This window comes from Rubrivivax albus (assembly GCF_004016515.1).
Taxonomy (GTDB): Bacteria; Pseudomonadota; Gammaproteobacteria; order Burkholderiales; family Burkholderiaceae_C; genus Rubrivivax; species Rubrivivax albus.
Window position 1 is genome coordinate 1 of the sequence record NZ_SACT01000061.1, and the last position, 420, is coordinate 420.

The 420-nt window shown below is 41.9% G+C and carries 1 protein-coding gene; it reads right to left on the reverse strand.

The features are described 5' to 3' along the window. Positions 1 to 126: 126 nt before the first annotated feature. Positions 127 to 420, reverse strand: a 294-nt coding sequence (locus ENE75_RS26105; protein WP_199232423.1) for a hypothetical protein, incomplete at its 5' end; no start/stop codon positions are given.

Below are 420 nucleotides of genomic sequence, written 5' to 3' on the forward strand. Positions count from 1 at the left end.
ACGAAAGGGATTTATTCAATACGAATCTCGACTCCGATCAGGACTAACTTCTTTGTATTTCTTTGCGCCTTTGTGTCTTTGTGGCCAACAATCTGTGCAAATCCGTGTAATCTGTGAGCAACTAAATCAATCTCTCTCCTGCGCTCTCAACCAACGTTCAGGTATTTCGCTGTGTATGGCTAACTGGTAATCGGTAGCACTGCAGGCAATGAATTTTTTATTCGGCAACTGCATCCACCAACGTCCTGTTTTATGACTGCGTAAGAACAATACATCGGCTTCGTTAATTGTGGTGTGATATTCACTGAACTGATGGCGATCGTCCAATACTGCTTCTGTTTTTCCTTTGCTCAACCCATCAATAAAATACCAGATCATTTGCGCTATCTGAATGGCTGTTAATTCATCCACATCAAGCTT